This is a genomic window from Pseudomonas sp. LD120 (assembly GCF_009861525.1).
In the GTDB taxonomy this organism is placed as follows: domain Bacteria; phylum Pseudomonadota; class Gammaproteobacteria; order Pseudomonadales; family Pseudomonadaceae; genus Aquipseudomonas.
Genome location: NZ_WVHL01000005.1, coordinates 1,449,854 through 1,474,529 on the forward strand (window position 1 = coordinate 1,449,854; position 24,676 = coordinate 1,474,529).

At 61.3% G+C, this 24,676-nt stretch carries 24 protein-coding genes; 18 read left to right on the forward strand and 6 right to left on the reverse strand.

The window, feature by feature from the left end:
- Positions 1-27 precede the first annotated feature (27 nt).
- Positions 28-1,029, forward strand: coding sequence for a PleD family two-component system response regulator (locus PLD_RS20895; protein ID WP_159896055.1), 1,002 nt, complete (start codon positions 28-30; stop codon positions 1,027-1,029).
- Positions 1,030-1,047: 18 nt separating this feature from the next.
- Here the strand turns inward: PLD_RS20895 and PLD_RS20900 are convergent, their stop codons facing one another.
- On the reverse strand, positions 1,048-1,566 hold the full coding sequence (locus PLD_RS20900; protein ID WP_159896057.1) for a hypothetical protein: 519 nt from the start codon (positions 1,564-1,566) through the stop codon (positions 1,048-1,050).
- Between the two features lie 268 nt (positions 1,567-1,834).
- Between PLD_RS20900 and prfB the strand changes: the two genes are divergently transcribed.
- The 7 genes from prfB (at position 1,835) to PLD_RS20935 (ending at position 8,687) form a co-directional block, all read left to right on the forward strand.
- Positions 1,835-2,930, forward strand: a protein-coding gene (gene prfB, locus PLD_RS20905) for a peptide chain release factor 2 (protein ID WP_159896059.1) whose coding sequence is annotated in 2 segments (ribosomal slippage) — positions 1,835-1,906 and positions 1,908-2,930 — 1,095 coding nt in all. Because the reading frame shifts where the segments join, the coding sequence is not laid out codon by codon here.
- 122 nt (positions 2,931-3,052) lie between these two features.
- The gene (gene lysS / locus PLD_RS20910) at positions 3,053-4,555 is read left to right on the forward strand and encodes a lysine--tRNA ligase (RefSeq protein WP_159896061.1); all 1,503 of its coding nucleotides are present in this window, start codon (positions 3,053-3,055) and stop codon (positions 4,553-4,555) included.
- Between the two features lie 105 nt (positions 4,556-4,660).
- Positions 4,661-5,377: a TetR/AcrR family transcriptional regulator gene (locus PLD_RS20915; RefSeq protein WP_159896063.1), complete on the forward strand. Its 717-nt coding sequence runs from the start codon at positions 4,661-4,663 to the stop codon at positions 5,375-5,377.
- A 53-nt stretch (positions 5,378-5,430) separates the two neighbouring features.
- Positions 5,431-5,982, forward strand: coding sequence for a hypothetical protein (locus PLD_RS20920; RefSeq protein WP_159896065.1), 552 nt, complete (start codon positions 5,431-5,433; stop codon positions 5,980-5,982).
- 34 nt (positions 5,983-6,016) lie between these two features.
- Entirely contained in the window at positions 6,017-7,294 is a 1,278-nt protein-coding gene (locus PLD_RS20925; RefSeq protein WP_159896067.1) for a flavohemoglobin expression-modulating QEGLA motif protein, read from the forward strand.
- A gap of 143 nt (positions 7,295-7,437) precedes the next feature.
- Positions 7,438-8,364 (forward strand): alpha/beta hydrolase, encoded by a 927-nt coding sequence (locus PLD_RS20930; RefSeq protein ID WP_159896069.1) that lies wholly within the window; start codon positions 7,438-7,440, stop codon positions 8,362-8,364.
- Positions 8,361-8,687, forward strand: coding sequence for a hypothetical protein (locus PLD_RS20935; protein WP_011059491.1), 327 nt, complete (start codon positions 8,361-8,363; stop codon positions 8,685-8,687). Before PLD_RS20930 ends, PLD_RS20935 begins: the two co-directional genes overlap by 4 nt.
- 113 nt (positions 8,688-8,800) lie before the next feature.
- On the opposite strand, the gene PLD_RS20940 is transcribed toward PLD_RS20935, so the two are convergent.
- The 3 genes from PLD_RS20940 to PLD_RS20950 form a co-directional block, all read right to left on the reverse strand.
- The gene (locus PLD_RS20940) at positions 8,801-9,586 is read right to left on the reverse strand and encodes an OmpA family protein (protein ID WP_159896071.1); all 786 of its coding nucleotides are present in this window, start codon (positions 9,584-9,586) and stop codon (positions 8,801-8,803) included.
- Positions 9,587-9,635: 49 nt separating this feature from the next.
- Positions 9,636-10,049: a DUF4398 domain-containing protein gene (locus PLD_RS20945; protein WP_159896073.1), complete on the reverse strand. Its 414-nt coding sequence runs from the start codon at positions 10,047-10,049 to the stop codon at positions 9,636-9,638.
- A gap of 287 nt (positions 10,050-10,336) precedes the next feature.
- Complete coding sequence (locus PLD_RS20950; RefSeq protein WP_159896075.1) at positions 10,337-10,681, reverse strand: pilin assembly protein; 345 nt, start codon at positions 10,679-10,681, stop codon at positions 10,337-10,339.
- 204 nt (positions 10,682-10,885) lie between these two features.
- Between PLD_RS20950 and ppc the strand changes: the two genes are divergently transcribed.
- The 7 genes from ppc (at position 10,886) to PLD_RS20985 (ending at position 18,137) form a co-directional block, all read left to right on the forward strand.
- The gene (gene ppc / locus PLD_RS20955; RefSeq protein ID WP_159896077.1) at positions 10,886-13,516 is read left to right on the forward strand and encodes a phosphoenolpyruvate carboxylase; all 2,631 of its coding nucleotides are present in this window, start codon (positions 10,886-10,888) and stop codon (positions 13,514-13,516) included.
- 289 nt (positions 13,517-13,805) lie between these two features.
- A complete protein-coding gene (adk, locus tag PLD_RS20960) occupies positions 13,806-14,453 on the forward strand; it encodes an adenylate kinase (RefSeq protein ID WP_159896079.1) in 648 nt (215 codons plus the stop codon).
- An 89-nt stretch (positions 14,454-14,542) separates the two neighbouring features.
- The gene (tsaB, locus tag PLD_RS20965) at positions 14,543-15,217 is read left to right on the forward strand and encodes a tRNA (adenosine(37)-N6)-threonylcarbamoyltransferase complex dimerization subunit type 1 TsaB (RefSeq protein WP_159896081.1); all 675 of its coding nucleotides are present in this window, start codon (positions 14,543-14,545) and stop codon (positions 15,215-15,217) included.
- 186 nt (positions 15,218-15,403) lie between these two features.
- A complete protein-coding gene (locus PLD_RS20970) occupies positions 15,404-15,706 on the forward strand; it encodes a hypothetical protein (RefSeq protein ID WP_159896083.1) in 303 nt (100 codons plus the stop codon).
- A complete protein-coding gene (locus tag PLD_RS20975; protein ID WP_178116237.1) occupies positions 15,703-16,563 on the forward strand; it encodes a DUF72 domain-containing protein in 861 nt (286 codons plus the stop codon). Before PLD_RS20970 ends, PLD_RS20975 begins: the two co-directional genes overlap by 4 nt.
- A 33-nt stretch (positions 16,564-16,596) precedes the next feature.
- Positions 16,597-17,427 carry an oxaloacetate decarboxylase gene (locus PLD_RS20980; RefSeq protein WP_159896087.1) on the forward strand — a complete coding sequence of 277 codons (831 nt, stop codon included), beginning with the start codon at positions 16,597-16,599 and terminating at the stop codon, positions 17,425-17,427.
- A gap of 11 nt (positions 17,428-17,438) precedes the next feature.
- Complete coding sequence (locus PLD_RS20985) at positions 17,439-18,137, forward strand: extensin family protein (RefSeq protein WP_159896089.1); 699 nt, start codon at positions 17,439-17,441, stop codon at positions 18,135-18,137.
- 9 nt (positions 18,138-18,146) lie between these two features.
- On the opposite strand, the gene PLD_RS20990 is transcribed toward PLD_RS20985, so the two are convergent.
- Positions 18,147-18,764: an energy transducer TonB gene (locus PLD_RS20990; protein ID WP_178116197.1), complete on the reverse strand. Its 618-nt coding sequence runs from the start codon at positions 18,762-18,764 to the stop codon at positions 18,147-18,149.
- Positions 18,765-18,858: 94 nt separating this feature from the next.
- On the opposite strand from PLD_RS20990, the gene PLD_RS20995 reads away from it, so the two are divergent.
- On the forward strand, positions 18,859-19,641 hold the full coding sequence (locus tag PLD_RS20995; RefSeq protein ID WP_159896093.1) for a class I SAM-dependent methyltransferase: 783 nt from the start codon (positions 18,859-18,861) through the stop codon (positions 19,639-19,641).
- A gap of 25 nt (positions 19,642-19,666) precedes the next feature.
- On the opposite strand, the gene PLD_RS21000 is transcribed toward PLD_RS20995, so the two are convergent.
- The gene (locus PLD_RS21000; protein ID WP_159896095.1) at positions 19,667-20,311 is read right to left on the reverse strand and encodes a TetR/AcrR family transcriptional regulator; all 645 of its coding nucleotides are present in this window, start codon (positions 20,309-20,311) and stop codon (positions 19,667-19,669) included.
- A 94-nt stretch (positions 20,312-20,405) separates the two neighbouring features.
- Between PLD_RS21000 and PLD_RS21005 the strand changes: the two genes are divergently transcribed.
- Both PLD_RS21005 and PLD_RS21010 read left to right on the forward strand, forming a co-directional pair.
- Complete coding sequence (locus PLD_RS21005) at positions 20,406-21,494, forward strand: efflux RND transporter periplasmic adaptor subunit (protein ID WP_159896097.1); 1,089 nt, start codon at positions 20,406-20,408, stop codon at positions 21,492-21,494.
- A 6-nt stretch (positions 21,495-21,500) separates the two neighbouring features.
- A complete protein-coding gene (locus PLD_RS21010; protein ID WP_159896099.1) occupies positions 21,501-24,557 on the forward strand; it encodes an efflux RND transporter permease subunit in 3,057 nt (1,018 codons plus the stop codon).
- Positions 24,558-24,676 lie beyond the last annotated feature (119 nt).

Sequence of the window (24,676 nt, forward strand, 5' to 3'; positions counted from 1 at the left end):
GCCAGGTAGCAATTCAGGTGACAACCCATGAATGATTTACAGCTCGATGAATTCAAGACTGACGAAAACGCCGCCATGGTGTTGCTGGTGGATGATCAGGCGATGATCGGCGAGGCGGTTCGGCGGGGGTTGTCGAATGAAGAGAACATCGACTTCCACTTTTGTGCCGATCCTCATCAGGCGATTGCCCAGGCGATCCGCATCAAGCCGACCGTGATCCTCCAGGATTTGGTGATGCCCGGCCTGGACGGCCTGACCCTGGTACGTGAATACCGCAATCATCCGGCGACCCAGAACATCCCGATCATTGTCCTCTCCACCAAGGAGGACCCGTTGATCAAGAGCGCGGCCTTTGCCGCCGGGGCCAACGACTACCTGGTCAAACTGCCGGACAACATCGAGCTGGTGGCGCGCATCCGTTATCACTCGCGCTCCTACATGACCCTGTTGCAGCGCGACGCCGCTTACCGGGCGCTGCGGGTCAGCCAGCAGCAGCTCTTGGACACCAACCTGGTGTTGCAGCGCTTGATGAACTCCGATGGCCTGACCGGGCTGTCCAATCGCCGGCACTTCGATGAATACCTGGAACTGGAGTGGCGCCGGGCGATGCGCGAGCAGAGCCAATTGTCGTTGTTGATGATCGACGTCGATTACTTCAAGACCTACAACGACACTTTTGGCCATCTGGAGGGCGATGAGGCCTTGCGTAAGGTGGCCACGGCGATTCGTGAAGCCAGCAGCCGGCCCTCGGACCTGCCGGCGCGCTACGGCGGCGAAGAGTTCGTGCTGGTACTGCCCAATACCTCGCCGGGCGGGGCGCGGCTGGTGGCGGAGAAGCTGCGTCAGACCGTCGAAGCCCTGAAGATCCCGCATATTGCGCCGGTGGAAGGTGCCAGCCTGACCATCAGCATTGGCTTGTCCACCGTTACCCCACAGCCCAACAGTCATTGTCGGCAGTTGATCTCGGCAGCGGACAAGGGCTTGTACCTGGCCAAACACAACGGTCGCAATCAAGTCGGGATCGAGTAGGCCCTTTCAGCGTGCGCTCTAGACGTCGGCTATGTCCGTGGCGGGCGTCTGATCCTGCGCAACTTCCACCAGGGTGTCTCTGAACAGGTAGTAGCTGTAGCTCGCGGTGTGCCGACAGGTGAGCTTCACCGCTTCAATGCGGTAGGTGGTGTAGGTGTTCAGTGTCTTGTCGATGAACCAGTTGTTCAACAAGTTGCTAGGGGCAATCGGGTAGTTGCCAAAGCGGTAGTCCATGTAGCCGCACCTGTGGGCGTTGACCCAGCGACAGCTGAACCTGGCTTGCAGCCATTGGGTTCGCTCACCGACCTCATCCACCAGCATTCGGGTGCGGTAGTAGATCCACCACCACAGGAAAACAAGCCAGGGCACTACCAGGGCGCAGGCCAGCGCCGGTGAGATCACCAGCCAGATTCCCATCAGCGGCATAAACGCCAGCGCGCTGAACAACACGGCGAAAAAAGCCTGGACGCCTCTCCAGTTTCGGCGTTCCTTGCGCAGGATGTCTTCGATCTCGGCGTTGCTGAGTGATCTTTCCATGGGGCCGTGGCTTGCTCGTGATCTCGGCGGGCGATTGTACAGCCTTGACCAGCCTCAAGCTTCCCTTGGCGGCAGTGCGGGCGTTGCCAGTCAAGCCGCCACCGGTGCGCGCCTGGGATAAAACTCGGCGTGCACCTGGATTGCGCTGGCGCTGACGGCAAAATTAGATGATTGATTCGCCCCTGGAACCGCTAAGCGGGCTGCCGTGATCCAGTGATTCCGTTATAATCGTCGGCTTTCAAAAGTTCGCCAACGAGTGCCGCCCCCCATGGAAATCAACCCGATCCTGAACACCATCAAGGACCTGTCCGAGCGCTCCGAAACTATTCGGGGGTATCTTTGACTACGATCAAAAGCATGAGCGTCTGACCGAGGTCAATCGCGAGCTTGAAGATCCGAGTGTCTGGAACAAACCTGAATACGCCCAGGAGCTGGGCCGCGAGCGCTCTGCACTGGCGCAGATCGTCGAAACCCTGGACGAATTGAACGCTGGTCTGGCCGATTGCCGCGATCTGCTGGACATGGCCGTCGAAGAAGACGACGAAGGCGCAGTGGGCGATGTTATCGCTGAACTGGCCCGCCTCGAGGAAAACCTCGCCAAGCTAGAATTCCGCCGCATGTTCAGTCACGAAATGGACCCGAACAACGCCTACCTGGACATCCAGGCCGGTTCCGGCGGTACCGAAGCCCAGGACTGGGCCAACATCCTGCTGCGCATGTACCTGCGTTGGGCCGACAAACGCGGTTTCGACGCGACCATCATGGAGCTGTCGGCCGGTGAAGTCGCCGGGATCAAAGGTGCGACCGTGCACATCAAGGGTGAATACGCCTTTGGCTGGCTGCGTACCGAAATCGGCGTCCACCGTTTGGTGCGCAAGAGTCCGTTCGACTCCGGCAACCGTCGCCACACGTCGTTTTCCGCGGTATTCGTCTCGCCGGAGATCGATGACAAGGTGGAAATCGAGATCAACCCGGCCGATCTGCGGATCGATACCTATCGCTCCTCCGGTGCCGGTGGTCAGCACGTAAACACCACCGACTCGGCCGTACGGATTACCCACGTACCGACCAACACCGTGGTCAGTTGCCAGAACGAGCGTTCCCAGCACGCCAACAAGGACACCGCGATGAAAATGTTGCGGGCCAAGTTGTACGAGATGGAAATGCAGAAGCGCAACGCGGCTTCCCAGGCCCTGGAAGACACCAAGTCTGACATCGGCTGGGGGCATCAGATCCGCTCCTACGTGCTCGATGCGTCGCGGATCAAGGACCTGCGCACCAACATCGAGCGCAGCGACTGCGACAAGGTGCTCGACGGCGACATCGACGAATACCTGGAAGCCAGCCTGAAATCAGGCCTGTAAGGCATGCAATACAGGATTGATTCAACACGATCCTGTAGGAGCCGGGGGGACGCCTAGTCCTTGCCCGGCGATCCTCGGCCGCGGGCCGGGGGCAACGAACCTGTGATGGAATATTTAAAGACATGAGCGACCAACAACTCGACCCGCAAGCCCTGCAACAGGAAGAAAATTCCCTGATCGCCCTGCGCAAGGAAAAGCTGGCTGCCGAGCGTGCCAAGGGCAATGCCTTCCCGAACGACTTCCGCCGCGAGAACTACTGCGAAGATCTGCAGAAGCAGTACGCCGACAAGACCAAGGAAGAGCTGGCGGAGGCTGCAATCCCGGTCAAGGTTGCCGGTCGCATCATGCTCAACCGTGGCTCGTTCATGGTGATCCAGGACATGACCGGTCGCATCCAGGTCTACGTCAACCGCAAGACCCTGTCCGAAGAGACCCTGGCCGCGGTGAAAACCTGGGACATGGGCGACATCATTGCCGCCGAAGGCACCCTGGCCCGCTCCGGCAAGGGCGACCTGTACGTTGAAATGACCCACGTGCGCCTGCTGACCAAGTCCTTGCGCCCGCTGCCGGACAAGCACCACGGGCTGACCGACACCGAGCAGCGTTACCGCCAGCGCTACGTTGACCTGATCGTCAACGAAGACGTGCGCCAGACCTTTCGCGTGCGTTCGCAAGTGATTGCCCACATCCGCAGCTTCCTGATGAAGCGCGACTTCCTCGAAGTCGAAACGCCGATGCTGCAGACCATTCCTGGCGGCGCCGCGGCCAAGCCGTTCGAAACCCACCACAATGCGCTGGACATGGAAATGTTCCTGCGTATCGCGCCTGAGCTGTACCTCAAGCGTCTGGTGGTTGGTGGTTTCGAGAAAGTGTTCGAGATCAACCGCAACTTCCGTAACGAAGGCGTTTCGACTCGCCACAACCCTGAATTCACCATGTTGGAGTTCTACCAGGCCTACGCCGACTACGAAGACAACATGGACCTGACCGAAGAGTTGTTCCGTGAACTGGCGCAGTTGGTGCTGGGCAGCACCGACGTGCCGTACGGCGACAAGGTGTTCCACTTCGGCGAGCCGTTCGCCCGCCTGTCGGTGTTCGATTCGATCCTCAAGTACAACCCTGAGCTGACAGCCGATGATCTGAACGACATCGACAAGGCGCGCGCCATCGCCAAGAAGGCCGGGGCCAAGGTGTTGGGCTTCGAAGGCCTGGGCAAGTTGCAGGTGATGATTTTCGAGGAGTTGGTGGAGCACAAGCTGGAACAGCCGCACTTCATCACCCAGTACCCGTTCGAAGTGTCGCCGCTGGCCCGTCGCAACGACGAAAACCCCAACGTCACCGACCGCTTCGAACTGTTCATCGGTGGCCGCGAGATCGCCAATGCCTACTCCGAGCTCAATGATGCAGAAGACCAGGCCGAGCGTTTCATGGCCCAGGTGGCGGACAAGGACGCCGGCGACGACGAAGCCATGCACTACGACGCCGACTTCGTCCGTGCCCTGGAATACGGCATGCCGCCCACCGCCGGCGAAGGCATCGGCATCGACCGCCTGGTGATGTTGCTGACCAACTCGCCGTCGATCCGCGACGTGATCCTGTTCCCGCACATGCGGCCACAAGCTTAAATGTCGTGAATAAGAAGCCGCCTTTGACAGGCGGCTTTTTATTGTCTGGCTGGAACTGACGTACCGCTTCTGATTCTGTGTGATTTTTAAGAGGGAATACCTGTCGTGAACCGTGCAATTGCTCAAGAAGGTGCAGCTGGCATCGCCACTGCGGTGGCTGAAAGTGTTCAGTACCAGGGCCGCAAGGCCAGCCGGCAGGGCAGTGAACAGCGTCGACAGGACATTCTCGATGCCGCCATGCGCATTGTCGTGCGTGACGGTGTACGGGCCGTGCGCCATCGCGCCGTGGCCGCAGAAGCCGGTGTGCCGTTATCGGCCACCACCTATTACTTCAAGGATATCGATGACCTGCTCACCGATACCTTTGCCCAGTACGTCGAACGTAGCGCGGCGTTCATGGGCAAGCTGTGGGCCAACAATGAAGGGCTGTTGCGCGAGATGGTGGCCTACGGTGATGGCAGCCCGGCGTCGCGCTCGCAACTGGCCGACGATATCGCCCGGCTCACCGCCGATTATGTGCAGCGCCAGTTGCACAACCGCCGTGAGCACCTGATGGCCGAGCAGGCGTTTCGTCAGGAGGCGCTGCTCAATCCGCGCCTGGCGCAACTGGTGCGTTCGCACCAGCAGATCCTTCTGCACGGCACCTGCCAGTTCTTCCAGGTCTTGGGCTCTCGTGAACCGCAGCAAGATGCCAAAGTGTTGACGTCTATAATCGGCCAGATGGAATATCAAGGCCTGCTCGACGGTGCCGCGCCCATGAGTGAAGCAGAGATGCTCGGCATCCTCACCCGCTACATGCATCTGGTGCTGGCCTCCGTCTGAGGTCACGGGTGGGCGGCTCGTTCCAGTCATTGGGGTGTTCATAGGAGAGTTGCATGAAAGTCTGGCGCGTGCTGATGGCTCTGTCGTTTCTCCTGCTGGGCGGTTGCCTGGTGTCCTTCAAAGAGCCGCTGCCGGCGCAGCAGGCCGCGCCGGCTACGCTGCTGGGCAAGTGGACCAGCAAGAACGCTTGGGGGGAGCCGCTGAACCTGCACCTCAAGCGTCTGCCCGGCAACCGCTACCAGGCCATCAGCAACGGCAACGGCAACGGCCAATCGCGGATGCGCGACATTTATGAGTTCACCGTGGCCCGCCACGGCAATCGCTGGTACTTGTCGGCAGCCGTGCCGGACCGCTTCGGCGGGCATTTCGCCCTGGCTGGCTTTGAACTCAACGACCAGCATGAGTTGGTGCTCTATAGCCTGGACCTGGAGCAAATCAATCAAGCCCTTGAACAAAACACCCTGCGTGGCCAGTCGTTCAGTAGCGATGCCGGCGAGGGCGTGCTGATCGACAGCCCGCTGTCCGAGGTGTTTGCCTATCTGGACGATCCGGCCAATTCCGACGTCTTCGTCGAGGCGGCGCGTTTCCAGCGAGCCGCCAAGTAGTCACGTGCCATAGCGGTTTAAAGAGGAATTTCGGGTGGACGATTACCAGCAGACGATACGCACTTTGTCCGATCGCATAGTGCTGGCACAGACACCGATTCGTGTGCTGGATGCGGTGAAGTGGGATGAAAACATCCGCAATGGCTTTCTCAAGGCCAAGGGCAAGGAAATGCCGGCGGTGGATCGCGCTTATTACGAAGGACGGCCGCTGTCTTTCGACGCTGGCGCGGTGAAGCTGGAGTTCCAGAACATCGAGCGTGACATTACCCGGCAACTGGGCCAGTTCAACCCGGTGGGGCAGATCATGCGTCGCATGTGCAAGGAATACCGCATGGTGGTGCGCATGCTCGAAGCTCGCGGCACCGGTGATTTCGGCTTGATCTCCCAGGAATTGTACGGCGCCGCTTCCGACGCTTTCCATGCGGGCGATCCGACCCTGGCCGATCTCGGGCTGATGATGTCCGACTATTTGAACAACATTGACGGCCGAGGCGACCTCAAGGACGAACCCAAGACCCTCTGCGCCAAGGAAACGGTGAGCCTGCTGCAACATCGCTTGAACAAGGTGTTTGGCGAGGCCGAGGAAACCATCCGTGTGTTTGAATCCGACGGCATCGTCGCCGACGCGGCGGCGGGTGCCGACTACATCAAGATCCGCAGCGACGCGATGTTCAACGAGCGCGATGTGCGGGCCCTGGAAGTCCATGAAGGGCTGGTGCATGTCGGCACCACCCTCAATGGTTTGAACCAGCCGATCTGCACCTTCCTGGCCAAGGGCCCGCCCTCGTCCACGGTGACCCAGGAAGGCCTGGCGATCCTGATGGAAATCATCACCTTTGCCTCCTACCCCAGCCGTTTGCGCAAGCTGACCAACCGCACCCGGGCCATTCACATGGTGGAGGAGGGCGCGGATTTCCTGCAGGTATTCGAGTTCTTCCGCGAACAAGGCTTCGAGATGGCCGAGAGCTACGGCAACGCCAGCCGGGTGTTCCGCGGTTCGGTGCCCAACGGGTTGCCGTTTACCAAAGACTTGTCCTACCTCAAGGGCTTTATCATGGTTTACAACTACATTCAGCTGGCCGTGCGCAAGGGCAAGCTGGAGCAGATTCCCTTGCTGTTCTGCGGCAAGACCACCCTGGAAGACATGCGCACCTTGCGCCAATTGGTGGATGAAGGCCTGGTGGTAGCGCCCAAATACCTGCCCGAACAGTTTCGCGACATGAACGCACTGTCGGCCTGGATGTGTTTCTCCAACTTTCTCAACCACCTGAGCCTGGACCGGATCGAGGCGGACTACTCCAATATCCTTTGACTCTTTTCGGGGGCGCACATGGACGTATCCACAGACACCTGTCGTCGCTGCCGCAGGCGGCGAAGCGGCCCGCAAGGCCTTCGGCGATCCCTGCGAGCAGGCCTGGCTTGTGTTCGATCGCAGCCTGTGACCGGGAGCCATGGATGAGTTGGCTCGTCAGGCGTTGCGCGGCCTTTGCCCTGCTACTGGGCCTGCAGGGCTGCAGCTCGCTGCTGTTCTATCCCGAACCCGGTCTGCCCTTTACCCCTGAGCGGGCCAAGCTCGAATACCGTGACGTGACCCTGACCACCGCCGACGGCCTCAAGCTGCATGGCTGGTGGCTGCCGGCCAAGCCGGGCGTGGCGCTCAAGGGCACGGTGCTGCACTTGCATGGCAACGGTGGCAACCTGGCCTGGCACTTGGGCGGCAGTTGGTGGCTGCCGGAACAGGGCTATCAAGTGCTGCTGCTGGACTATCGCGGCTATGGCCTGTCTGAGGGCGCGCCGAGGCTGCCGGCGATCTACCAGGATCTGGATGCCGCGTTCAAATGGCTGGATCAGGCCCCGCAAGTGCAGGGCAAGCCGCTGATCCTGTTGGGGCAGAGCCTGGGCGGCGCGCTGGCCATTCACTATCTGGTGGAGCACCCGGAGCGTCAGGCCCGGCTCAAGGCTGTCGTGTTTGATGGCGTGCCCGCCAGTTACCGCGATGTCGGTCGTTATGCCCTGGGTACCTCCTGGCTGACCTGGCCGTTTCAGGTGCCCTTGTCGTGGCTGGTACCCGACGCCGACAGTGCAATCCGCTTCATGCCGCGCCTGACCGGAGTGCCGAAACTGATCTACCACAGCCTCGACGATCCGATCGTGCCCCTTTCCAATGGCATCCGTCTGTATCAAGCTGCGCCCCCGCCCAGGGTCCTGCAATTGACCCGCGGCGGGCATGTACAAACCTTTGCCGATCCGACCTGGCGCCGCGTGATGCTGCGCTACCTCGATGATCCGCAGCATTTCGACGGGTTGCGCCGCCTGGGGGAAATCCCCAATTACCCGGCGACCCCGAATTCAGCAGTTGAACCTCCAGAGAGTCCGCAATGAGTGAAGAACGCAACGCCATTCCAATGATCATCACCGGTATCTGCAGCATCATCGTTACCGTGGGCAGCCTGTGGTACTACGGTTACCTGCACTTCGCCAAGCCGGAGGATGCCTTGCTGCTCAGCGACTTCACCATGCTCAAGACTGTGCCTGGCGAGGACTACAAGATTTCCCTGCAACCGGCCGATGAGGTGGCCCAGTGTATCGATGGCGTGCTGGTGCTGTTCGACACCCAGCAGAAGGGCCTGACCGGGGTGCTGGTGAACAAGAAGAAGCAGGCGGTGCGCTGCATGGGGCAGGAGACGCCACAGCTGGAGCAGTGATCTGTTGGCCGGTAAGCCGGCTACCACAGGCACCCACGCATAAAAAAACGCCGCTGACCTGAAGAGGTCAGCGGCGTTTTGGTTGATGGGCCTATATAAAGCAGAACGCTCGATCAGTTGTTGGCAGCCGAGCGCGGTGCCACGGGTTGGTTGTCGTTGGAAATGGTCACTTCCACGCGACGGTTCATGGCCCGGCCGGACACGCTGCCATTATCCGCCACCGGGTATTGCTTGCCGTAACCCTGGCTGACGATGCGCGCTGGGTCGACACCCATGCGGATCAGCGCCATCTGCACCGAGCCGGCGCGGCGTTCGGACAGCGACTGGTTGTAGGCGTCGCTGCCGGTGCTGTCGGTGTAGCCCTCGACAATGACCTTGCGATCCGGGTGTTGCTGGAGGAACTGCGCCAGCTTGTTGATGTTCATCAGTCCGCTGGATTTCAAGTCGGATTTGTTGGTGGCGAACAGCACGTCGCCAAAGGTCACCAGCGTGCCGCGATCGGTCTGCTTGGCGTTGAGGCTTTGCTGCAGTTGTTTGATCTGCGCATCACGGGCTTCGAGGATGGCCCGGGCGCGTTGGTCGCTGGCGTCCTTGAGCTTGGCCTCGGCGGTACGCAGGGCGATGGTTTCCTTGGCCACTTCAACCCGCTGGTTGGTCAGGTAGGCCAGTTGGTCGACTTTCTTCTCATCTTCCTTGTTCATGTAGGCTTTGTCGGCCTTGTCCATCCAGTCGGCGGCATCCTTGGTTTCCAGGGCGGCGACCTTGCTGGCCTGCGGGTTGGCCTGCAGGGCGGAGAAGTTGGTACGGGCGTTTTCCAGGTTGGCGTTAGGTGGGGTGGAGCACGCCGCCAGGGCTACGCTCATGGCCAGCAGGGCAGGGATCATCAGTTGTTTGCGCATAGTGTTCGTCCTTTCAATCATTTACGAGTACGTGGGAATCAGCGGCGGCTTACTGCACGCTGCGCATGCCTTCCTGACGCAGTTCCTGAACGCCTTTCTGCGAGTCTTTCAGCGCTCGCTCGGCCTTGGCGGCCTGGGCTTTACGCTCGGCGACACGGGCGTCCCACTCGGCCTGTTCAGCCAGGCGCCGGGCCTCGTCGTATTTTTTGTCGTGCATGGCAATCTCGGCTTGCTTGAGCTTGTCTTGTGCAGACTTCATTTCCACCGCGGCGAACTCAGTGCCTCCGGCGCTGACTGCGCTATTGACCGCAGACTGCGTGACGGCGTACTGCTCGGAAGGTGGGTTCCCGGCGCAACCGACCAGGACCATGCTGCTCGCGAGGGCCAGCGCGGCCAGTTTCAGCCCGCGCAGAGAAGTGAACGAGGATTTGGCTGTGCTGATCTTCATGGTCTTCAACTCCATTGGGTAACTCCTGGAAAACATCAAAATCCATCCCGGTTCTGGCGCCGTGACGCCTGGCTGGCGACCAGCGCTGTTGGCCCATTTGAAACGGCCGTTCCAGTGATGGCTAATGGGTGTGACCCGAGGCGTTTTTGAATAGTTCAGAGAAAGATGGCAACTGGCCGGAAAAAAACTGACTGCTCGGACAGGCCGCTAACCTGGGAACTTTTGCGCCGTACGGAGGTACTCCCGGCCCTGTTTCAGGGGCGGGAGCAGTGCTTTTCTACCCAGGCAGAGACGCTGTGGACTCAGTGTTTCGGTTTGTCCAGGTGGCTCGATATCAGCCCTAGATGCTGTCGTGACAGGGCCAGGAAGCGCGGGGTGGGGCCGACGTCTTCGTACAGTGGATCGCCTTCCTCATCCAGGGCCACCACTTGCTGCCCCTGAATGTAGGGGAAGCTGGCTTCGAGTTCTTCCAGGGCGGCGCCGATCAATTCGCCAAGCAGTTCTTCGGCCTGACGCTTGGGGTACATCTCTACCAGTGCCGCCAGGCGCGCGGCGGCTTCAAGGTCCAGGTGAATGCGGTAGCCGGTCTTGGTCAGGCGACCCTTGGCGGTTTCTTCCCAATGTTGCGCGAGTTCACGGATTTTCATGATGACCTCAATGAACGCCTGCTCGTGGCAGGTTGGCTTGAGTGGCCCGGCCTGGGCCGGTATGCGGTCCTTGTGCGGCCTACTCTTGAGACTAGCCCTTGCTCGCAGGTTTGATGCCGGTTCGCCGCAGGCTTGCTAAGCAAGGCGTGCAGGCGGCACTCTTGAGCCTTGCGTGCCGCCTTGAGTCTGCTGGAGAACACTTCGATGACCGATATTGATGCGCGCTTGCGCGAAGACGTTCACCTCCTGGGTGAACTGCTGGGCAATACCATCCGAGATCAGTATGGGGAGGCATTCCTCGACAAGATCGAGCAGATTCGCAAGGGCGCCAAGGCCGACCGCCGGGGCTCGCCGGGGGCCGAATTGAGCGCCAGTCTGGACGCGTTGAGCGAGGACGAGCTGCTGCCGGTGGCCAGGGCCTTCAACCAGTTCCTCAACCTGGCGAATATTGCCGAGCAGTATCAATTGATCCACCGTCGCGACGATGCGCAGCCAGCACCGTTCGAGGCCCGGGTCTTGCCGGAATTGCTCGCTCGTCTGCTGGCCGAAGGGCACAGCGCCGATGCGCTGGCCCGTCAGTTGGGGCGCCTGGAGATCGAACTGGTGCTGACCGCGCATCCCACTGAAGTGGCACGCCGCACCCTGATCCAGAAATACGACGCCATCGCCGCGCAACTGGCGGCCCAGGATCACCGCGACCTCACCCGCGTTGAACGTCAACAGATCCAGGAGCGCTTGCAGCGCCTGATCGCCGAGGCCTGGCACACCGAGGAAATCCGTCGCACCCGGCCCACGCCGGTGGATGAGGCCAAGTGGGGATTTGCGGTGATCGAGCATTCGCTATGGCAAGCGATTCCCAATTACCTGCGTAAGGCCGATAAGGCGTTGTTCGACGCCACCGGCTTGCATCTGCCGCTGGAGTCGGCGCCGATCCGCTTCGCTTCGTGGATGGGCGGTGACCGCGACGGCAACCCCAATGTCACGGCCGCCGTGACTCGCGAAGTGCTGTTGCTGGCGCGCTGGATGGCGGCGGATTTGTACCTGCGAGACATCGACCACCTGGCCGCCGAGCTGTCCATGCAGCAGGCCAGTGCAGCCCTGCTGGCCAGGGCCGGGAACAGTGCCGAGCCGTATCGGGCGCTGCTCAAGCAACTGCGCGAGCGTCTGCGGGCCACGCGCAATTGGGCCCAGGCCTCCCTTGCCGGCGCCGTGGCTCCGGGCGCCGAGGTCTTGCACAACAACTGTGAACTGCTCGAACCATTGCAGTTGTGCTACCAGTCCCTGCATGAATGCGGGATGGGGGTCATTGCCGATGGCCCGTTGCTCGACTGTTTGCGGCGTGCGGTGACCTTCGGCCTGTTCCTGGTACGCCTCGACGTGCGCCAGGACTCCAGTCGGCATACCTCGGCGATGACGGAGATCACCGACTACCTGGGCCTGGGGCGTTATGAGGACTGGAGCGAAGAAGACCGCATCAGCTTCCTCTCGCGGGAATTGAACAATCGACGGCCATTGCTGCCGGGTTATTTCAAGCCGTCGGCAGATACCGCCGAAGTGCTTGCTACCTGCCGCGAGGTCGCTGCGGCGCCCGCGGCCTCGCTGGGCTCCTATGTGATTTCCATGGCCGGCGCGGCCTCCGATGTGCTGGCGGTGCAGTTGCTGCTCAAAGAGTCTGGCGTGCTGCGGCCGATGCGCGTGGTGCCGCTGTTCGAGACCTTGGCCGACCTGGACAATGCCGGTCCCGTGATGGAAAAGCTGCTGCACCTGCCGGGTTACCGCTCGCGTCTGCAAGGGCCTCAGGAAGTGATGATCGGCTACTCCGATTCGGCCAAGGACGCCGGTACCACCGCCGCGGCCTGGGCGCAATACCGGGCTCAGGAGCGACTGGTGGACATCTGCCGTGAGCAACAGGTGGAACTGCTGCTGTTCCACGGGCGCGGTGGCACCGTGGGGCGTGGCGGCGGTCCGGCGCACGCGGCGATCTTGTCGCAGCCGCCGGGTTCGGTGGCGGGGCGTTTCCGTACCACCGAGCAAGGGGAAATGATCCGTTTCAAATTCGGACTGCCAGACATCGCCGAACAGAACCTCAACCTCTATCTGGCCGCGGTACTGGAAGCCACCGTATTACCGCCGCCGCCACCACAACCGTCCTGGCGTCATCTGATGGATGAGCTGGCCCGAGATGGGGTTCAGGCCTACCGCGCGGTGGTGCGGGAGAATCCACAGTTCGTCGAGTACTTTCGCCAGTCCACGCCAGAACAGGAACTGGGGCGTTTGCCGTTGGGCAGCCGTCCGGCCAAACGCCGTGCAGGTGGAATTGAAAGCCTGCGGGCAATCCCGTGGATTTTCGGCTGGACTCAGACCCGTCTGATGTTGCCGGCGTGGCTGGGTTGGGAGACGGCCCTGAGCAACGCCCTGGAGCGGGGTGAAGGGCCACTGCTCACGCAAATGCGTGAGCAGTGGCCGTTCTTCCGCACCCGCATCGATATGTTGGAAATGGTCCTGGCCAAAGCCGATGCGGACATCGCCCGCTCCTATGACGAGCGTCTGGTTGAGCCAGAGTTGCTGCCATTGGGCGCGCGTTTACGCGACCTATTGTCGCAGGCCTGCAAGGTAGTCCTGGGCCTGACTGGACAGTCGCAACTGTTGGCGCACAGCCCCGACACCCTGGAGTTCATCCGCCTGCGCAATACCTACCTCGATCCGTTGCATCTGTTGCAGGCCGAACTGTTGGCGCGTTCGCGCCAGCAGGACGCGCCACAAGGAAACCCCGTGGAACAGGCATTGCTGGTCTCCGTGGCGGGTATCGCTGCCGGTTTACGCAATACCGGCTGAGGTCCGCCACGGCGCTTTTCCGGCGTTGGCGCAGCCCTTATCAGGCCAATCACAAGGTGTCGAGCGGATTCCTCTGGCGACACTTTGTGAGGGGGTTGCGACTTGTTCTACCTCGCCACAACGGCACAAAAGGGCCGGGTTCCTCCGACTTTCGACTGCTTGTGTGCACTGTGTCGGCTGTGTATCTTGATCAGCCTTTGGCCGTTTGGGCGGCCACAACCCTATTTTTAAGATTGGCCCAACGAGGCGAATCTGAGCGTTTCTAAATAAAAAATTGAGGAGCACATCGATGCGCGTAATTCTGCTGGGAGCTCCCGGGGCCGGTAAAGGTACTCAGGCAAAGTTCATCACCGAAAAGTTCGGCATTCCACAGATCTCCACCGGCGACATGCTGCGTGCAGCGGTCAAGGCCGGCACCGAGCTGGGCCTCAAGGCCAAGAGCGTGATGGACAGCGGTGGCCTGGTGTCCGATGACCTGATCATCAACCTGGTCAAGGAACGCATCAGCCAGCCTGACTGTGCCAAGGGTTTCCTGTTCGATGGCTTCCCGCGCACCATTCCTCAGGCTGAAGCCCTGGTCAAAGCCGGTGTCGAGTTGGACAGCGTGGTGGAAATCGCCGTTGATGATGAAGAAATCGTCCAGCGTATTGCCGGCCGCCGTGTGCACGAAGCTTCGGGCCGTGTATACCACACCGTCTACAACCCGCCGAAGATCGCTGGCAAGGACGACATCACCGGTGAAGATCTGGTGCAACGTAAAGACGACACCGAAGAAACCGTGCGTCATCGCTTGTCGGTCTACCACTCCCAGACCAAGCCGTTGGTGGCGTTCTACCAGGAGCTGGCCGCGACTCAGGGCAAGCCCAAGTACAGCCATATTCCTGGCGTGGGCTCGGTGGAAGTGATCACCGCCAAGGTGCTTGAAGCCCTGAGCTGATTGACCTGATCCTTTGTTCGTTCAACGGCCCGCTTGCGGGCCGTTGCTGTTTATAATGCGTCACTTTTTCAATGCCAATGGAACCCCCGATGAGCACCTTGCTGGCCCTGGACACCGCAACTGAAGCTTGCTCTGTTGCCTTGCTGCATGACGGCAAGGTCACGAGCCATTACGAGGTGATCCCGCGCCTGCATGCGCAGAAATTATTGCCGATGATCAAGCAACTGCTGGCCGATGCCGGTACGACCTTGCAGGCCGTTGATGCCATCGCCTTTGGGCGCGGGCCGGGTGCGTTCACTGGCGTGCGCATCGCTATCGGTGTGGTGCAAGGTCTGGCTTTTGCCCTGGAGCGTCCGGTGCTGCCGGTGTCCAATCTGGCGGTGCTGGCTCAACGCGCTTTGCGTGAACACGGCGCAACCCAGGTCGCGGCCGCCATCGACGCCCGCATGGATGAAGTCTATTGGGGATGCTACCGGGAAAGCGCCGGTGAGATGCGTCTGGTCGGGGTTGAGGCCGTGCTGCCGCCGGAAGTCGCCCGCTTGCCCGAAGGCGCCGGCGGCGATTGGTTTGGCGCGGGTACTGGCTGGGGTTATGGCGAGCGTATCGCGGTCGATCTCACTGGGCAGGATGCCGGCATGCTGCCCCACGCCCAAGACCTGCTGACCCTGGCGCAATTCGCCTGGGAGCGGGGCGAGACCATAGCCGCCGACGACGCGCAGCCAGTCTACCTGCGGGACAAGGTTGCCACGCCCAAGGCTCGTTGAAGCGGTCCGAACGGTAAGCGGTTGTGCGGATAACTTCGGTGTACAACCGCCAATCGTCAGGTTTCAAGGTCTGATTCCGCCCGGTTTTAAACCTTTTCTTGTTTCTGTGTTCTAGTTATCACTTGGGCAATTGCTAAGTGGAAGCGGTGCCGCTAAATTGCCATCATTGACTCCGGGCTTTTCAGTATGCGCATAGAAGGCATTTCCTCTCATTCCTACCCCATCAAGCGCAAGCCTCGCAAAGGCAGGGCGCAGGTAGACGAGTCGCTGGAAGATGCCGATGCCATTGATGTTCAGCCCGAGTCTTCGTCGCAAAGCCGCTCCCAGGCTTCGGCGTCCCGTACCAATAACCTTCCCGCCCGTCCTCAGGACATGATCTTCCAGCGAGCGATGAAAAAGAGCGTGGCCAATGCCCTGGCCAGTTACCTGACCACCGCCGGTTTCGTCGATTGGGACATGGAAGTGGTGGGGCTCGACCTGCACATCTGATGCTGCCTTATTTTCTTGGCTGTCCTTCCTGGAGCGAAAATGCCTGGCGTGAGTACCTGTACCCGGAAGATGCGCGCCCGAATGATTTTCTCGGCTTGTATTCCCAGGTCTTCAATGCCGTAGAAGGCAATACCACCTTTTATGCCCGGCCTGCGCCGAGCACGGTGCAGCGTTGGGCGCAGATCATGCCCGAGCACTTTCGCTTCACCGCCAAGTTTCCCGGCGATATCAGCCACGGTGGTGATCTGCGCGAGCAACTGAGTGCCGCACAAACCTTTATCCAATTGCTTAGCCCTTTGGGAGAGCGGGTGTCGCCCTTGTGGCTGCAACTGCCGGCCAGTTTCGCTCCGCAGCGTCTGGCGGAGTTGGCGGGGTTCATCGATGGGCTGGAGCGGCCGTTGGCGGTGGAAGTCCGGCATCCTGAGTTCTTCGCCAGGGGGGATGCCGAACGCAGCCTCAACCGATTGTTACGCGAGCGCGGCGTCGAGCGTATCTGCCTGGACCCGCGAGCGTTGTTCAGTTGCACCTCAACCGCGCCTGCGGTGCTCCACGCGCAGTCGAAAAAGCCCAAAGTGCCGCCGCGTCCGGCGGCGTTCACTCAGTTTCCCCAAGTGCGTTTCATCGGTCATCCAGAGCTTGAGGCCAACGATCCGTTTCTGCTGCCCTGGATCGACAAGGTCGCCGGCTGGATCGAAGAAGGGCGCGCGCCTTATGTGTTCCTGCACACCTCTGACAACCGCCTGGCCGCCGAACTGGCCCGGCGCTTTCACGCCCGGCTGATGCAACGTTTGCCTGGCTTGTGTGCATTGCCTGAGTTATACAGAGAGCCCGCCGCGGAGCAGCTCGGCTTGCTCTGAGGCGTTTTCATCGCCTTCTACTGAAGCGAGCAAATGGACGCGCAAACCCTACGAGCCAATGCCTTCAAGGCCCTGCATGAGCGTGCGGGCGCCTTTGTTATTCCCAACCCTTGGGATGCCGGTTCCGCGAGCATGTTGACCCGGCTCGGATTCGAGGCGCTGGCCACCACCAGTGCCGGATATGCCTTTTCTCTGGCGCGTCCGGATGCCGAGGGCGCGGTCAGTTTGGAGGACACCTTGAACAACGTGCGCGCCATTGTCGGTGCCAGCAACCTGCCTGTGGCCGTGGACTTGGAGAACGGGTTTTCCGACAGTCCGCAAGGGTGTGCCCAGGCCGTGCTGCGGGCGGCGGCCTCAGGTGTGGTGGGCGGCTCGATCGAGGACGCCAGCGGACGTGCTGACGACCCAATCTACGAGTTCAATCTGGCTGTGGAGCGTATCGAGGCGTGTGTTGCCGCCGTGCGCAGCTTACCGTTCCCTTTTACCCTGACGGCCCGAGCGGAGAGCCCGGTTCACGGTCCTGATGATTTGTCGGAGACCATTGGCCGCTTGCAGGCCTTTGCCGAAGCCGGTGCCGATGTGCTCTATGCGCCGAACTTGCGCAGCGCCGACCAGATTGCGCAAGTGGTGCGGGCGCTGGCGCCCAAGCCGGTGAACGTGCTGATGTCCGGCGGCCTCACGCTGAGCGTCGCACAGCTGGCGGAGTTGGGCGTCAAGCGTATCAGCGTCGGTTCAGCCCTGGCCCTGGCGGCCTACGGTGCCTTCTACCGCGCAGCGGAGGATATCCGCGAGCATGGCCGCTTCGATTTTGCCGATCGAGCAATGCCGTTTGGCCAGATCAATCAAATGTTCAAGCAGCCATAGAGGTCGTTTTCGTGCGGGGGGTAAAGATCTTGGGCGCCTTGTTGTTACTGGGGGCGCTGTTGTTGCTGGGCGTGCGCCTGGGCTGGCTGCCGCTGGCGGATGCCTGGAATCCCTGGGCGCCGCTGGATGTGCAGGCCAGGCCGAATCTGTTGACCCGCTTCAAGCTGGCGCGTCTGCGGGATGATCCGCCGTTGTGTGACTTGGTGCTTGCCCGCTCCGGTCTGCGCACCACGCGCCTGGCCGACAGTCGAGATGATGTCGCCTGCCCCTTGCGCAATACCTTGCGGGTGCAAGGTGGTGCGGTTGCCCTGAACAGCAGCTTCCTGGCCAGTTGCCCGCTGGCGGTGGCCTTCGCCCTGTACCAGCGTCATGGTCTGCAGCCGGCGGCACAGGCGGTGTATGGGCAGCGAGTCGCTCGGGTCGATCATCTAGGCAGCTTCGCCTGTCGCAATATGTACAACCGCCAGAGTGGCGCGCGCAGTCAGCATGCCAGTGCCAACGCCCTGGATATCGCCGGCTTTCGACTGGCGGACGGACGCAGCATCAGCGTGCTCAAGGATTGGCCGAAGGACAGTAAAGAGGGACGCTTTTTAAGGCTGGCCCGGGACGGTGCCTGCGATGCGTTCAATGTCGTGCTGGGACCAGATTACAACGCGGCCCATCGCAATCACTTTCACCTGGATGTCGGGCCTTGGTGGGTGTGTCGCTGAGGAATTGGTTCAGGCGGCGATGCGCAGATTCTGCAGAATCAGCGGGCGCGCCCAACCCATGTCGAAGTCCATCTGCCGTTGCTGTTCGATGAGCGCCTGCGGTGGGAACGGTTCGGCCGGCTTGTCCAGCAGATCCAGTTCGAACTCGGCGATGGGTAAGTGCAGTGCGCGTGGGGTTGGCGCTGGGCCTGGCTCAGGCAGCGGTTGACCGGCATTGAGCACGATCGGCCGGACCCAGCCACTTTCAAAATCCTGTTGGCGTTGCTGGGCGACGATTTCTTCTGGCGGGAAGGGCGCTGCCGGCTTGTCCAGCAGTTCCAGCTCGAACTCGGCGATGGGCAGGAACAGCGGCTCGGGTGGGCGGATTTCGGTGTCTTGCACATCGCAATGGCGTTGACTGACGATCTGGCTCAGTACATCGTTGCCGCCTACGGGCTCCACCGGGCCGTCGATGGCCACCGCCGGTGCCGCTTCAACGCCGGCGCCATCACCTCGTTGCTCGGCCAGGGCCTGGGCAAAGAAGTCCTGCCACAGATGGCTGACGCCGCTCAGTGCCTGGGAATTGCGCAGGCCATAGTCGCCGTGGGGCGAGAGATAACCTATCGATGTGCGTTGAATGTCTGACATTGCTCTCGGTCGACGCTTGAGCTCTGGCAAAATGGCCGATAGTTCTGTTATCGGCAGTTTTTGCCGATCATTAATTTTTTGAGTGTGTTTTCAGATGAATGAGCATCCCGCGGTCTGCCGCATCAAAGTCGAGGCGTTGGGCGCAGGGTTTGAGCCTCAAGCCCAGCAATGGGCCGAGCGCCTGGGGCTGCCGTTGCAGATGGAGGAGGCCGAGTTCGCTCTGCAGATCGGTGAACAAGGCCTGCAATTGCAACAGTTGGGAGCAGACGCCCCGGGGCCGGTACGGGTCGATTTCGTAGAAGGGGGCGCCGCTCATCGACGGCTGTACGGTGGCGGCAGCGGGCAGATGATCGCCAAGGCGGTGGGCGTGGCTTCTGGCGTGCGGCCTCGGGTGTTGGACGCCACGGCGGGGCTGGGCAAGGACGGGTTTGTCCTGGCGACCCTGGGGTGCGAAATGAGCCTGATCGAGCGTCAGCCGCTGATCGGCGCGCTGCTGGAAGACGGCTTGGCCCGCGGCGCGCTGGATGCCGAGGTGGCGCCGATCGTGGCCCGCATGCGTTTGCTTAAAGGCAACTCCATCGAGCTGATGCGCAACTGGCAAGGCGAGCCGCCCCAGGTGATCTACCTCGACCCGATGTTTCCCCATCGGGAGAAAAGCGCCCTGGTGAAAAAGGAAATGCGCCTGTTCCGGCCGCTGGTGGGGGATGACAACGATGCTCCAGCGCTATTGGCGGCGGCGTTGGCCCTGGCCAGTCATCGGGTGGTGGTCAAGCGCCCGCGCAAGGCGCCTTGCATCGAGGGGCCCAAGCCCAGCCATGGGATTGAAGGCAAATCCAGTCGCTACGACATTTATCCGAAGAAGGCGCTCAAAGCCTGACCATGTCCGCCAGGCGTCGGCGCTGTCAGCCCGGCTCGGGGCGGTAGGCGCGGATGAACAGGTCTACCACTTCCTGCACATGCGCCTCCGCCGCCTCTCCGGTCAAGGGCGCGCCATAGCCGTACAACAGGCGAAAGTTCGCTCCGCCCTTGAGCATGCAAAAGAAGTGCTCGGCGGCGTTGCGCGGTTTGTCGATGTGCAGCGCACCCATCTGATTGATCTTGCCCAGCAGCCCCTCCATGCCCTGCAGCACCCGCTCGGGGCCGGCTTCGATGAAGATTTGCGAAAGTTTGGGGTCCTGGCTGCCCAGGGCTATGATCAGGCGGTGCAGGTTGACCGACTCGTCGCTGTTGATCAGTTGATGAAAGCCGCGGGCGATGTTCAACAAGAGGGTTTTCACCGGCGTGTCAGGCGTCAATTCGTAGAGCAGCGTAGGCAACTGTTCTTCGCATTTGGCCATGACTGCGGCGGTTAACAGGGTCTCCTTGTCGTTGAAGTGGCTATACACCGTGAGTTTTGACACGCCGGCTTCGGCGGCGACCGCATCCATGCTGGTACTGGCGTAGCCATTGCTCAGGAACAGCCGTTTCGCTGCTTCGAGAATGGCTTGGCGTTTAGCCAGATCCTTGGGCCTGCCTGGCCCAATGTTTGCGGAAGTATTGGCGGACATTTTTTCGCTTTTAATACTGGACTGGTGAGTTTGCTATTAATAACATGCCCGCCAGTATAATTATTCCAAGCACCATTAGCGAAAGGTCGCCGCCATGTTCCGCTATGCCTTGCCAGTCAGCCTGGCTTTTTTTCTGTCTGCTTGTGGGCATGAAGAGCCCGTCCAAATTGGTGTTCGGCCAGCCATGGTGGTTCAGCCAGAACCCTCGGCGAGGGGCATGGACAGCTACCCCGGCGAGGTCCGGGCCCGCTATGAACCGGACCTGGCATTTCGGATCGGCGGTAAGGTCAATCGTCGCTGGGTCGAAGAGGGCGAGCGGGTCAAGGCCAATCAGCCTCTGGCCGAACTCGATCCGCAGGATGTGCGCTTGCGGTTGGAAGCCGCCCGTGCTCAGGTCAGTGCCGCCAGCGCCAACCTCAATCTGGTGCGCGCCGAACGTGATCGCTACAAGACCCTGCTGGACCGGCAGATGGTCAGCCATTCGCAATACGACAACGCCGAGAATCTCTACCGTTCGGGCAAGGCTCGCCTGAAGCAGATCCAGGCCGAATTCGATGTGGCCAACAATCAGGCCGGTTATGCCGTACTGCGGGCGCCACAGGATGGCGTGGTGGCCAAGCGTGCGGTGGAAGTCGGGCAAGTGGTGGCGGCCGGGCAGACGGTTTTCACCTTGGCCACCGACGGCGAGCGTGAGGTCCTGATCAGCATTCCCGAACAGAATTTTGGCCGTTTCAAAATTGGCCAGCCGGTGACGGTGGAACTCTGGACCCAGCCGGGGCAGCGTTTTGACGGGCACATCCGCGAGCTGTCGCCCGCTGCCGATCCCAAGTCGCGTACCTTTGCCGCACGCATTGCGTTCACTGCCGGCAAGGTCCCGGCCGAGTTGGGCCAGAGTGCCCGAGTGTTCATCCAGAACGGCGACGCGATGTCGCTGTCAGTGCCTTTGTCAGCCCTGACTGCGGAAAACGGCGCGACCTACGTCTGGCGGGTCGATGCCGACAATACCCTGCACAAGACCCCGGTGCGCGTTGGTGCTTTCGGCGAGAAGAGCGTGCCGGTGCTGGAGGGGCTGGCGGTCAGCGACTGGGTGGTGGCGGCGGGTGTTCATGTGCTCCACGAGGGCATGCAGGTGCGCCCGGTGGATCGTTCCAACCGCGTGGTCAATCTGGCGGACAAGGAGTAATCCCCGATGGGTTTCAACCTTTCCGCCTGGGCGTTGCGCAATCGCCAGATCGTCTTGTTTCTGATGCTGTTGCTGGCCGTTGTCGGCGCGCTGTCCTACACCAAGCTGGGACAGAGTGAAGACCCGCCTTTCACCTTCAAGGCCATGGTGATTCGCACCAATTGGCCAGGGGCTACCGCCGAGGAAGTCTCGCGCCAGGTGACTGAGCGCATTGAAAAAAAGCTCATGGAAACCGGTGAGTACGACCGTATCGTGTCCTTCTCCCGCCCCGGGGAGTCCCAGGTGACCTTCATCGCCCGGGACTCGATGCATTCCAACGAAATCCCCGCACTCTGGTATCAGGTGCGCAAGAAAATTGCCGATATCCGGCATACCTTGCCGCCGGGTATCCAGGGCCCGTTCTTCAATGACGAGTTCGGCACCACCTTCGGCAATATCTACGCGCTGACGGGGCAGGGCTTCGATTACGCGGTGCTCAAGGATTACGCCGACCGCATCCAGATCCAGTTGCAGCGAGTCAAGGACGTGGGCAAGGTCGATCTGCTGGGCCTGCAGGACGAGAAAATCTGGATCGAGCTGTCGAACGTCAAGCTGGCCACCCTGGGGCTGCCGCTTGCGGCGGTGCAAAAGGCCCTTGAAGAACAGAACGCGGTGTCCACCGCCGGGTTCTTCGAGACTCCCAGCGAGCGGGTGCAGTTGCGGGTGTCCGGCAACTTCCAGAGCGTTGAACAGATCCGTCATTTCCCGATCCGAGTCGCTGGTCGCACCTTCCGCATCGGTGATGTGGCGGATGTGCGTCGTGGCTTCAACGATCCGCCCGCACCGCGCATGCGCTTTATGGGCGAAGACGCCATTGGCCTGGCCGTTGCCATGAAGGAAGGGGGCGACATCCTGGTATTGGGCAAGGCCCTGGAAGGCGAGTTCGATCGTCTGCAGAAAAGCCTGCCGCTGGGGATGGAGCTGCGCAAGGTGTCCGACCAACCGGCGGCGGTGAAGAGCGGGGTCGGCGAGTTCGTCCAGGTGCTGGCCGAAGCCCTGATCATCGTGCTGCTGGTGAGTTTCTTCTCCCTGGGGTTGCGCACCGGGATGGTAGTGGCGTTGGCGATTCCCCTGGTGCTGGCGATGACGTTCGCCACCATGTACTACCTGGGGATCGGCTTGCACAAGATCTCCCTCGGCGCCCTGGTACTGGCGCTGGGCCTGTTGGTGGACGACGCGATCATTGCGGTGGAAATGATGGCGATCAAGATGGAACAGGGCTTCGACCGGATCAAGGCTGCAAGCTTTGCCTGGACCAGCACGGCCTTTCCGATGCTCACCGGCACCTTGATCACGGCGGCGGGTTTTCTGCCGATCGCCACGGCTCAGTCCGGCACCGGCGAGTACACCCGCTCGATCTTCCAGGTGGTGACCATTGCCCTGGTGGCTTCGTGGATCGCCGCGGTGGTGTTCGTGCCTTACCTGGGGGAGAAACTGTTGCCAGACCTGGCGAAGATCCACGCCGCCAAGCACGGCGCTGAATCCAATCCCCACGGCACGCCGTTCTATCAGCGCGTGCGCAGGGTGGTGGGCTGGTGCGTGGAGCGGCGCAAGACGGTGATCGTTTTGACCCTCTTGCTGTTCATCGGCTCGGTGATGCTGTTCCGCTTTGTGCCACAGCAGTTCTTCCCGGCTTCCGGGCGCCTGGAACTGATGGTCGATCTGAAACTGGCGGAAGGCGCCTCCCTGAGCAACACCGCCGACGAGGTCAAGCGCCTGGAAGCGATGCTCAAGGAACATCCGGGCATCGATAACTACGTGGCCTACGTGGGCACGGGTTCACCGCGTTTCTACCTGCCGCTGGACCAGCAACTGCCGGCCACCAGCTTTGCCCAGTTCGTGGTGCTGGCCAAAAGCATCGAGGAGCGCGAGGACCTGCGCAGTTGGCTGATCGAGACCCTCAACGAGCAGTTCCCGGCCTTGCGTTCGCGGGTTACGCGTCTGGAGAACGGTCCGCCGGTGGGGTATCCGGTGCAGTTCCGGGTCACCGGTGAGCACATCGAAAAGGTGCGCGCCCTGGCGCGCGAGGTAGCGGCCAAGGTTCGCCAGAATCCCCACGTGGTCAACGTGCACCTGGACTGGGAAGAGCCGAGCAAGATGGTCTACCTGAACATCGACCAGGATCGGGCTCGGGCCCTGGGTGTCAGCACCGCAAACCTGTCGAAGTTCCTCCAGAGCACGCTGATCGGTTCCACTGTCAGCCAGTACCGTGAAGACAACGAGTTGATCGAGATTCTGCTGCGCGGTACCCCGCGTGAGCGCGGTGAGCTGTCGTTGCTACCGAGTCTGGCGGTGCCCACCGATAACGGTCAGAGCGTGTCGTTGTCCCAGGTGGCGACTTTGGAATACGGCTTTGAGGAAGGGGTGATCTGGCACCGCAACCGTCTGCCGAACGTCACCGTGCGTGCCGACATTTACGGCAAGGAACAACCCGCGACCCTGGTGCAGCAGATCTTGCCCACCCTGGCATCGGTCCGAGCCCAATTGCCGGATGGCTATCTGCTGGAAGTGGGTGGCACCGTTGAAGACTCGGTCCGTGGTCAGAATTCGGTGAAGGCTGGAGTGCCGCTGTTTATCGTGGTGGTGCTGACCTTGCTGATGATCCAGTTGCGCAGCTTCTCGCGCACGGCCATGGTGTTCCTCACCGCGCCTTTGGGGTTGATTGGCGTCACCTTGTTCCTGCTGGTGTTCCGTCAACCCTTCGGTTTTGTAGCGATGCTCGGGACCATCGCGCTGTCCGGGATGATCATGCGCAACTCGGTGATTCTGGTGGATCAGATCGAGCAGGACATCAAGGCGGGGCTCAAGCCGTGGGACGCGATCATCGAAGCCACGGTGCGGCGTTTCCGGCCCATCGTGCTGACCGCCCTGGCGGCGGTGCTGGCGATGATTCCGCTGTCGCGCAGTGTGTTCTTCGGGCCGATGGCGGTGGCCATCATGGGCGGGCTGATCGTGGCGACGGCGCTGACCCTGCTGTTTCTGCCAGCACTTTATGCGGCATGGTTCCGCGTCAAGAAAACCTAGGAAGCGTTACGCAGGGTTGCCTCCTGCAGGAGCCGGCTTGCCGGCGAAGTGGCCCTTGAGGCCGCGTCTGTCTGCAGACGCCTTCGCCAGCCAGCTGGCTCCTACAGGTGAGGGGTAGG

What these genes read in the sequence shown, in the direction of transcription:
- PLD_RS20895 (WP_159896055.1), top strand. Translation starts at nt 28, where the DNA reads ATGAATGATTTACAGCTCGATGAATTCAAGACTGACGAAAACGCCGCC.
- PLD_RS20900 (WP_159896057.1), bottom strand. Translation starts at nt 1,566, where the DNA reads ATGGAAAGATCACTCAGCAACGCCGAGATCGAAGACATCCTGCGCAAG.
- lysS (WP_159896061.1), top strand. Translation starts at nt 3,053, where the DNA reads ATGAGCGACCAACAACTCGACCCGCAAGCCCTGCAACAGGAAGAAAAT.
- PLD_RS20920 (WP_159896065.1), top strand. Translation starts at nt 5,431, where the DNA reads ATGAAAGTCTGGCGCGTGCTGATGGCTCTGTCGTTTCTCCTGCTGGGC.
- PLD_RS20930 (WP_159896069.1), top strand. Translation starts at nt 7,438, where the DNA reads ATGAGTTGGCTCGTCAGGCGTTGCGCGGCCTTTGCCCTGCTACTGGGC.
- PLD_RS20935 (WP_011059491.1), top strand. Translation starts at nt 8,361, where the DNA reads ATGAGTGAAGAACGCAACGCCATTCCAATGATCATCACCGGTATCTGC.
- PLD_RS20940 (WP_159896071.1), bottom strand. Translation starts at nt 9,586, where the DNA reads ATGCGCAAACAACTGATGATCCCTGCCCTGCTGGCCATGAGCGTAGCC.
- PLD_RS20945 (WP_159896073.1), bottom strand. Translation starts at nt 10,049, where the DNA reads ATGGAGTTGAAGACCATGAAGATCAGCACAGCCAAATCCTCGTTCACT.
- PLD_RS20950 (WP_159896075.1), bottom strand. Translation starts at nt 10,681, where the DNA reads ATGAAAATCCGTGAACTCGCGCAACATTGGGAAGAAACCGCCAAGGGT.
- ppc (WP_159896077.1), top strand. Translation starts at nt 10,886, where the DNA reads ATGACCGATATTGATGCGCGCTTGCGCGAAGACGTTCACCTCCTGGGT.
- adk (WP_159896079.1), top strand. Translation starts at nt 13,806, where the DNA reads ATGCGCGTAATTCTGCTGGGAGCTCCCGGGGCCGGTAAAGGTACTCAG.
- tsaB (WP_159896081.1), top strand. Translation starts at nt 14,543, where the DNA reads ATGAGCACCTTGCTGGCCCTGGACACCGCAACTGAAGCTTGCTCTGTT.
- PLD_RS20970 (WP_159896083.1), top strand. Translation starts at nt 15,404, where the DNA reads ATGCGCATAGAAGGCATTTCCTCTCATTCCTACCCCATCAAGCGCAAG.
- PLD_RS20980 (WP_159896087.1), top strand. Translation starts at nt 16,597, where the DNA reads ATGGACGCGCAAACCCTACGAGCCAATGCCTTCAAGGCCCTGCATGAG.
- PLD_RS20990 (WP_178116197.1), bottom strand. Translation starts at nt 18,764, where the DNA reads ATGTCAGACATTCAACGCACATCGATAGGTTATCTCTCGCCCCACGGC.
- PLD_RS20995 (WP_159896093.1), top strand. Translation starts at nt 18,859, where the DNA reads ATGAATGAGCATCCCGCGGTCTGCCGCATCAAAGTCGAGGCGTTGGGC.
- PLD_RS21000 (WP_159896095.1), bottom strand. Translation starts at nt 20,311, where the DNA reads ATGTCCGCCAATACTTCCGCAAACATTGGGCCAGGCAGGCCCAAGGAT.
- PLD_RS21005 (WP_159896097.1), top strand. Translation starts at nt 20,406, where the DNA reads ATGTTCCGCTATGCCTTGCCAGTCAGCCTGGCTTTTTTTCTGTCTGCT.
- PLD_RS21010 (WP_159896099.1), top strand. Translation starts at nt 21,501, where the DNA reads ATGGGTTTCAACCTTTCCGCCTGGGCGTTGCGCAATCGCCAGATCGTC.